The 6,949-nt window shown below is 70.7% G+C and carries 6 protein-coding genes and 1 pseudogene; 3 read left to right on the top strand and 4 right to left on the bottom strand.

Annotated elements, in window-relative coordinates:
* Positions 1–1,560 (bottom strand): hypothetical protein (locus GEV07_30325; protein MQA06811.1); only part of this gene is annotated, 1,560 nt, incomplete at its 3' end.
* A gap of 259 nt (positions 1,561–1,819) precedes the next feature.
* On the opposite strand from GEV07_30325, the gene raiA reads away from it, so the two are divergent.
* The 3 genes from raiA to GEV07_30310 are packed head-to-tail and all read left to right on the top strand — an operon-like array spanning position 1,820 to position 4,617.
* Entirely contained in the window at positions 1,820–2,470 is a 651-nt protein-coding gene (gene raiA, locus GEV07_30320; GenBank protein ID MQA06810.1) for a ribosome-associated translation inhibitor RaiA, read from the top strand.
* 30 nt (positions 2,471–2,500) lie between these two features.
* Positions 2,501–3,217 carry a response regulator gene (locus GEV07_30315; protein ID MQA06809.1) on the top strand — a complete coding sequence of 239 codons (717 nt, stop codon included), beginning with the start codon at positions 2,501–2,503 and terminating at the stop codon, positions 3,215–3,217.
* A 41-nt stretch (positions 3,218–3,258) separates the two neighbouring features.
* Positions 3,259–4,617 (top strand): M20/M25/M40 family metallo-hydrolase, encoded by a 1,359-nt coding sequence (locus tag GEV07_30310; GenBank protein MQA06808.1) that lies wholly within the window; start codon positions 3,259–3,261, stop codon positions 4,615–4,617.
* A 560-nt stretch (positions 4,618–5,177) separates the two neighbouring features.
* Here the strand turns inward: GEV07_30310 and GEV07_30305 are convergent.
* From GEV07_30305 to GEV07_30295, 3 genes and pseudogenes are all read right to left on the bottom strand, one after another.
* A complete protein-coding gene (locus GEV07_30305; protein MQA06807.1) occupies positions 5,178–5,804 on the bottom strand; it encodes an AAA family ATPase in 627 nt (208 codons plus the stop codon).
* A 6-nt stretch (positions 5,805–5,810) separates the two neighbouring features.
* Positions 5,811–6,128, bottom strand: a complete 318-nt coding sequence (locus tag GEV07_30300; GenBank protein ID MQA06806.1) for a transcriptional regulator — start codon at positions 6,126–6,128, stop codon at positions 5,811–5,813.
* Positions 6,129–6,168: 40 nt separating this feature from the next.
* Positions 6,169–6,787: pseudogene (locus GEV07_30295) on the bottom strand (MBL fold metallo-hydrolase).
* Positions 6,788–6,949 lie beyond the last annotated feature (162 nt).

The raw sequence follows: 6,949 nt of genomic DNA, 5'->3' as shown, positions 1-6,949 counted from the left end.
GGGATCGGGCGGACCATCGTGCCCCTCGGGCCACGCCCGGGATCGGGCGGACCATCGGGATCGGGCGGACCATCGTGCCCCTCGGGCCACGCCCGGGATCGGGCGGACCATCGTGCCCCTCGGGCCACGCCCGGGTCGTGCCGTTGGGCCTACCGGCGCGCCTGGGCCGCGCTGAGAGCCGGCCGCCGCCGCGGGCCGTGTCGAACGGCCGCCGACCCGCGCCGACTCGCCGCCCTGCGGCCGACCCGCCGCCCTGCGGCCGACTCGCCGCCCTGCGGCCGACCCGCCGACCCGCGCCGACCCGCCGCCCGCGGCTGACCGCCAACCCGCAGCTGACCGCCTCGTGGGCAGGCCACATGGCCGACTGCCAGGGGACTGGGTCAGGGCGCGTCGGTGCGGAGGAGGTCCCGCTCGGTTACTTCGACTATGCGCTCGGCGCGGTCTACGTAGCGCTCCAGGTCGTGCACGTGTAGCCGGCGCTTGGCTATGTAGAACAGCACCGTGCCCACCGGGACCTCGGCGTTCCAGGACGGGCTCAGGTTGAGCTGGGTGCCGATCTTGGTGGCCACGATGGTCGCGGCGTTCCACCGGCCGAGGGCTTGCTGGAACTCGCCGAAGGTGCGGTTGGGCAGGGGTGTCCGGCACGGTCAGCGAGTAGGTGTTGCGGTCGCTGTGGTTCATCAGCTCGGCGTAGACGCGGGACATCCCGACGTCCTGGAGCTCCTCGGTGAGGACCTCGACGGCGTGCCACTGCACGCAGTACGCCTTCTCCGCGACCTTCGAGACGGTACGCGCGTGCGCCTGGTCCTGCAGCGCCACGACCGTGTGCACGTCCGGGTTGGCGTAGTTGGCCGCCACGGTGACCTTCAACGCCTCGTCGTCGCGGCCGTCGACGAGGACCGCGGACGCGCCGGCGAGCGCGGCACGCCGCAGGACGTCGTCGTCGGTCAGGTTGCCGCGTACGAAGTGCACGTCCTCGCGGTGCGGCATCGGGTGTTCCTCGACCTGGTCCTCCCAGGCACAGACCACGATCTCGTGATGGTCCTCCGCGACGAGCCTGTCGATGATCCGTTCCGTGCGCCCGGGCGTGTAGCCGACGAGGGCGACGTGCCCGGAGAGCCGCAACTCTTGCTGCCCTCGCATCCGGAGTCCTTTCGCGTTGTCGATCATCTGGGCGACACGGGCGAAGAGCGTGGTGATGATGACGACGCCACCGATGATCACGTAGATGCCGACCAGGCGCCCGCCGACCGTCTCCGGGTAGTAGTCGCCGTACCCGACGGTGGCCGCCGTCACGATGAACCACCACCAGTAGACGTCCGGTTGGACGATCGGCTTGCCCGGTTCGGCCAGGGCCATCAGCGGCCAGCTGGTGAAGTACACGAACAGCAGCAGCTCGACCGGCAGCCCCCAGCTGATCCTGCGCTTGATCCGGTTGAACATGCGGAACAGGTACAACGGCATCCGCTGATGATTGGCCACGACAGCGGCCACCGCAAGCTTCGTACGCACACCCGGCGTTTCGTCCACCACGCTGATCTGCGCGCCAAGGCGAGCCATCTCAGGTGCTGACAGATGGTGGGTCCCTGGGCTAGCGTTCGTCCATCGGGTGTAGCGGCCTACGGTGAGCAGTGGCACCTGGAGGTGGTGACGTGTCAGTTGCCGTTCCACGGTGTTGCACCGTGGCGATCACCTGGCGGCCGGGCTCGGCGGGGCATTCCGGATTCGAAGCGCAGCGACGCTGGTCACGCCCGCGGCCCGCGCTTCGCATACCATCCGTCGAGCAATTGGATCAGTTCGGGGAGAAGGGGGATCGCTCGTGCAGATCGTTGTCAAGGGGCGCCACACCAAAGTGCCGGAGCGTTTTCGTCGGCACGTCAGCGACAAGCTGATCAAGGTGGAGCGGCTCGCCGAGCGTACAGATACCCTCGACGTCGTACTCACGAAGGAGCGGAACCCTCGGTTGGCCAGCCTCTCGGACCGAGTGGAGCTCACTGTCCGAGCTCCCGGGCCGGTCGTCCGCGCCGAGGCGCAGGCGCCCGACCCGTACTCAGCGTTCGACAGCGCATGGGACAAGTTGGAGGGGCGGCTCCGCAAGCTCAAGGACAAGCGCAAGATCCACCACAAGTCACGCACACCGGTCTCCGTATCGCAGGCGACCGCACTCAGGGCGGCGCCACTGGTGCCACACAGCAACAACGGGTCGATGCTGGACGCAGAACCCGCAACCGACGAGGACGACCAGCAGATCGTGCACGTAGAGATGGAAGGCGACGGGCCGCTCGTGGTCCGGGAGAAGGCGCACTCCGCCGGCCCGATGACGATCGACCAGGCGCTCTTCGCGATGGAGCTGGTCGGGCACGACTTCTACCTGTTCCGCGACACGGCGACCGGTAAGCCGAGCGTCGTCTACCGGCGGCGGGGATACGATTACGGCGTCATCCGGCTCGAGGAGGAGCGTGCGGGATAACGATCGCGGCGGTATGCCGATACTTCGGAAATGGTGAACCACCGGCCTGTGATGTCACGTGGTGCAGCGGACTCGGGTGCCGGCCTGGCTGAACCCATTCGGGTGCTGATCGTCGACGACCACGCGCTCTTCCGCAGGGGACTCGACCTGACCCTCTGCCAGGAAGACGACATCGAGGTCGTCGGCGAGGCATCCGATGGCACCGAGGCGGTACGCAAGGCCGTCGACCTGCTTCCGGACGTCGTGCTGCTCGATGTGCGCATGCCCAAGCGGCACGGCATCGAGGCGTGCTCGGCCATCCACGCGGAGGTGCCGAGCGCGAAGATCGTCATTCTCACGATCAGCGACGAGGAGGAGGACCTCTTCGACGCGGTCAAGGCCGGCGCGAACGGGTACCTGCTGAAGTCGATCCCGGTGGACGAGATCGCGTCGGCCGTACGCTCCGTGCACAGCGGCCAATCGTTGATCCCACCGTCGATGGCGTCGAAGTTGCTGACCGAGTTCGCGTCCATCGCCAACCGCGCGGACGGTGCGCGGCAGCTGCCCGTGCCGCGCCTGACCGAGCGGGAGATGGAGGTGCTGAAGCTGGTCGCGCGGGGGATGAGCAACCGCGACATCGCGACCGAGCTGACCATCTCGGAGAACACGGTGAAGAACCACGTCAGGAACATCCTGGACAAGCTGCAGCTGCACTCCCGGATGGAGGCCGCCCTCTACGCGGTGCGGGAGAAGCTCTTCGACGCCTGAGCGCCCGTGTCCCGGCCGGGGCGGGCACGTACGATCACCGCATGACGCCATCGATCGATGAAACACGTGCCGCCATCAGCAAGGTGATGCCCGAGGTCAGGACCGCACTGGAGGACCTGGTGCGGATACCGTCGGTCTCCGCGGACCCGCAGGCAGCGGACAAGGTGCTCGCTTCGGCCGGGTTCGCAGCCGTCATGTACCGCGACGCCGGAGCCGCCGAGGTCGAGATACTCCAGGTCGACGGCGGCCAGCCGGCCGTCGTGGCCAGCTGGCCGGCACCGGCCGGCGCGCCGACCGTCCTGCTCTACGCCCACCACGACGTGCAGCCGGTCGGCGACCGGTCCGCGTGGGCCAGCGAACCGTTCGAGCCGGTGGAGCGCGACGGCCGGCTGTACGGGCGCGGCACCGCGGACGACAAGGCAGGCGCCGCGGCCCATCTCGCGGTGCTGAAGGCGTTCGAGGGCCGGCCGCCGGTGGGGGTGACGGTGTTCCTCGAAGGTGAGGAGGAGCTGGGCAGCCCGACCATCGGGGCGTTCCTGGAGAAGTACCGGGAGCGGCTCGCGGCCGACGTCATCGTGCTTGCCGACTCGGCTAGCTGGGCGGTCGGCGTGCCTGCGCTGACCACGTCGCTGCGCGGGGTCGCGGAGTGCTACGTGGAGGTGCGCACTCTCGATTCCGCGGTGCACAGCGGGATGTGGGGCGGCGCGGTGCCCGACGCGCTCACCGCGTTGTGCAAGCTGCTCGGCACTTTGCACGACGAGGCCGGCGAGGTCGCGGTAGCCGGTCTGGCCAGCGGCGAGAGCGATCCGCTCGACCTCACCGAGGAGCGCGTACGCAGCGACGCCGGGACCGTCGAGGGAGTCGAGCTGCTCGGCGGTGGTGCGCTCACCTCGCGGATGTGGACGAAGCCGGCGGTGTCCGTACTCGCCATCGACGCGCCGCGGATCGCCGACGCGGTCAACATCCTGGTGCCCGTGGCCAAGGCGAAGGTCAGCCTGCGGGTCGCGCCGGGCGACGACGCGGACCGGGCGCGCGAGGCGTTGTGCCGGCACCTCGAGGAGCACGCGCCGTGGGGAGTGCAGGTGACGGCGGCGCCTGGTGAGTCTGGGCAGCCGTTCGCCGTGGACAGCGCTGGCGCCACCCACCAGCTGGCGAAGCAGGCGTTCGGCGCCGCGTGGGACCACCCGGTGGTGGACATCGGCATCGGCGGCTCGATCCCGTTCGTCGCGGCGTTCGCCGAGACGTTCCCCGAGGCCGACATCCTCGTGACCGCCGTCGCCGACCCGGACTCCGGCGCGCACGGCACCAACGAAAGCCTGCACCTCGGCGAGTTCGAACGTTACTGCGTCGGCGAGGCCCTCCTGCTCAACGAGCTCGCCCGAACGACCACCGGCGGCTAACCAGCCGCCGGGCAGCCACCGTGCACCGGCGGTAAGGACGCCCGCAGCTGGCGTGGATCGGTCGGCATGCACGCGGCCGCCGGGCATCGGCGGTCGGGAGATACGTCGCGGTCGGGCGTCGGCGGTCGGGAGATACGTCGCGGTCGGGCGTCGGCGGTCGGGAGATACGTCGCGGTCGGGCGTCGGCGGTCGGGAGATACGTCGCGGTCGGGCGTCGGCGGTCGGGAGATACGTCGCGGTCGGGCGTCGGCGGTCGGTGTGCACGCAGCTGCCGTGGATAGGCGGTCACGAGATGCGCCGGCGTGCGTGGTGGTCAGGAGACATGCGGCCGCCGGACATCGGCGGTCAGGAGGCACGTGCAGCCGCCGTGTGTCGGTGGTTAGATGCGTGGCCGGCGTGCGTCGGTGGTCAGGAGATTGCGGCCGTCGTGCCTCGGCGGTCGGGAGGCGGGTGGCTGTCGTGGGTCGGGAGACATGTGGCCGTCGTGGGTGGGTGGTCGGGGTGCGCGCAGACGCCGGGCATCGGGGGTCAGGAGACACGCGGCCGTCGCGCGGCCGCGGTCAGGGTGGTAGGCGGTCGAGGATCCACCGGGAGGTGGTCTCGACCGTCTCGTCCAGCGGGCGTGATGTGGTGTCCAGCAGGTCCACCGGTGGGTGGAGGGTGGCCGCGGAGGCCTGCAGCCAGGTGTTGAACTCCAGCATCTCCGCGATCCGTGGCTCGTCCCAGGCGCGCCAGGTCGGTCGCGCGCGCAGCCGGCGGGCGAGGGCGGCCGGCTCGGCGACCAGCGCGAGGTAGTGGATCGCGGTGAAGAACCCGCGTTCCGGCAGTACCTCGAGCTCCGGCGGGGCCACCGTTCCGCACAGCACCACCGGTCGGCCGCTCTGGTGGATCATCGCGGCCGTATGCAGCCACACCGAGCGGAAGGTCGGGTGCTCGGACGCGTCGTCGCGCAGGCCGGCGACCCAGAGCACGTCCTGCTCGAGCACCACCACGCGGTCGGCCAGCCGCCGGGCCAGCAGCGGTCCCACGGTGGACTTGCCGGCGCCACTCGGTCCGGTCAGCGCGAACAGCGGCAGCTGCCGGAACGGCCAGCGGTGCCCACACTGCGCACACTCCCGCCTGTCGCCCGCGACGATCGGCAGCTTGGCGCGATCACCGCAGGCGGGGCAGATGCGCAGGTCGAGCAACGCCGGCTAGTCGAACAGGTTCTCAAGGAAGCTGCGCCGCCGGCGCTGCCCGTGTCCGTACGGGCGCGGCGAGTCGCCGTAGCCACCGCGGTACGGCTTCGGGGAGTCGGAGTAGCGCTTGCCGCCGCCCCAGCCACCGCCGGGCGGCACGTCGGGCTGGTAGGGCGGTGGTGTCGCCTGCTGGTAGTACGCGGTCTCCGCGCCGGCGATCTGTTCCAGCTCACCGCGGTCCAGGAAGATGCCGCGGCACCCCTGGCACTGCTCGATGTGGACGCCGCCCTTGTTGACGGTCTGCATCTGGCTGTGGCACTTCGGGCAAGTCATCCCCGGGAGTCTAACCGGAGGCCGTTGCCGCGTAGGCGGCTCACTCCGCCGCGAGCACGAGGCCGGGCCGCGCCACGTGAACCGGCCCGGTGAACGCGGCCGCGACCGCCGCCACCGCCGCGTCGGCGTCCACGTCCGGCATCAGGTGGGCGAGCACGAGCCGGCCGGCACCGGCCGCCGCCGCGTACTCCCCGGCCAGCCGGGCGCTGCCGAGGTAGTCGGCATCGGCGGCGGGCACGTCGACCGGGTAGCTGGCGTCGCAGACGAACACGTCGACGCCGCGGGCGAGGTCGGTGATCAGCGGGCTCGGCCCGGTGTCCCCGGTGTACGTCAAAGGTGCGGCCGTCGGCGTGCAGCCGCAGCCCGTAGTTGGTGACGTGGTGCGGCAGTGGCTGGCTGTCGACCCGGAACGGGCCGAGCGTCACCGGCCGCTGCGGGATCAGGTCGCGGTGGTCGATGGCGGCGGCGAGCATGGCCGGCCGGTCCAGCGCGAGCACGGCGTCGAGTGCGCCTGGCGGTGCGTGCACCGGCAGCGCAGGCGGCGGGTCCGGCCGCAGCGCGCGGGCCCGCAACAGCGGGTTCAGGTCCGCGCAGTGGTCCGGGTGGCCGTGGCTGACCAGCACGGCGTCGAGCTGCGCCGCGTCGACGTGCCGCTGCAGGGCGGGGAACGTCGCGTAGCCGCAATACCGTTCAGTTAGATTTCTGGATGAGGTAGTCTGGTGGGTGCTGGGGTTGTGGCCAGGTGGCGTGGTGTGAGCGTTTGACGTGCCACTTGGGTATCTTGCGTTTGATGACTGTGGGGGCGGCGCGGCGGCGCCGGG

This window comes from Streptosporangiales bacterium, assembly GCA_009379825.1.
In the GTDB taxonomy this organism is placed as follows: domain Bacteria; phylum Actinomycetota; class Actinomycetes; order Streptosporangiales; family WHST01; genus WHST01.
This window is presented reverse-complemented; position numbering and strand designations above follow the sequence as displayed.

Coding starts and splice junctions, on each gene's coding strand:
- GEV07_30315 (MQA06809.1), top strand. CDS start 2,501: ATGGTGAACCACCGGCCTGTGATGTCACGTGGTGCAGCGGACTCGGGT.
- GEV07_30310 (MQA06808.1), top strand. CDS start 3,259: ATGACGCCATCGATCGATGAAACACGTGCCGCCATCAGCAAGGTGATG.
- GEV07_30300 (MQA06806.1), bottom strand. CDS start 6,128: ATGACTTGCCCGAAGTGCCACAGCCAGATGCAGACCGTCAACAAGGGC.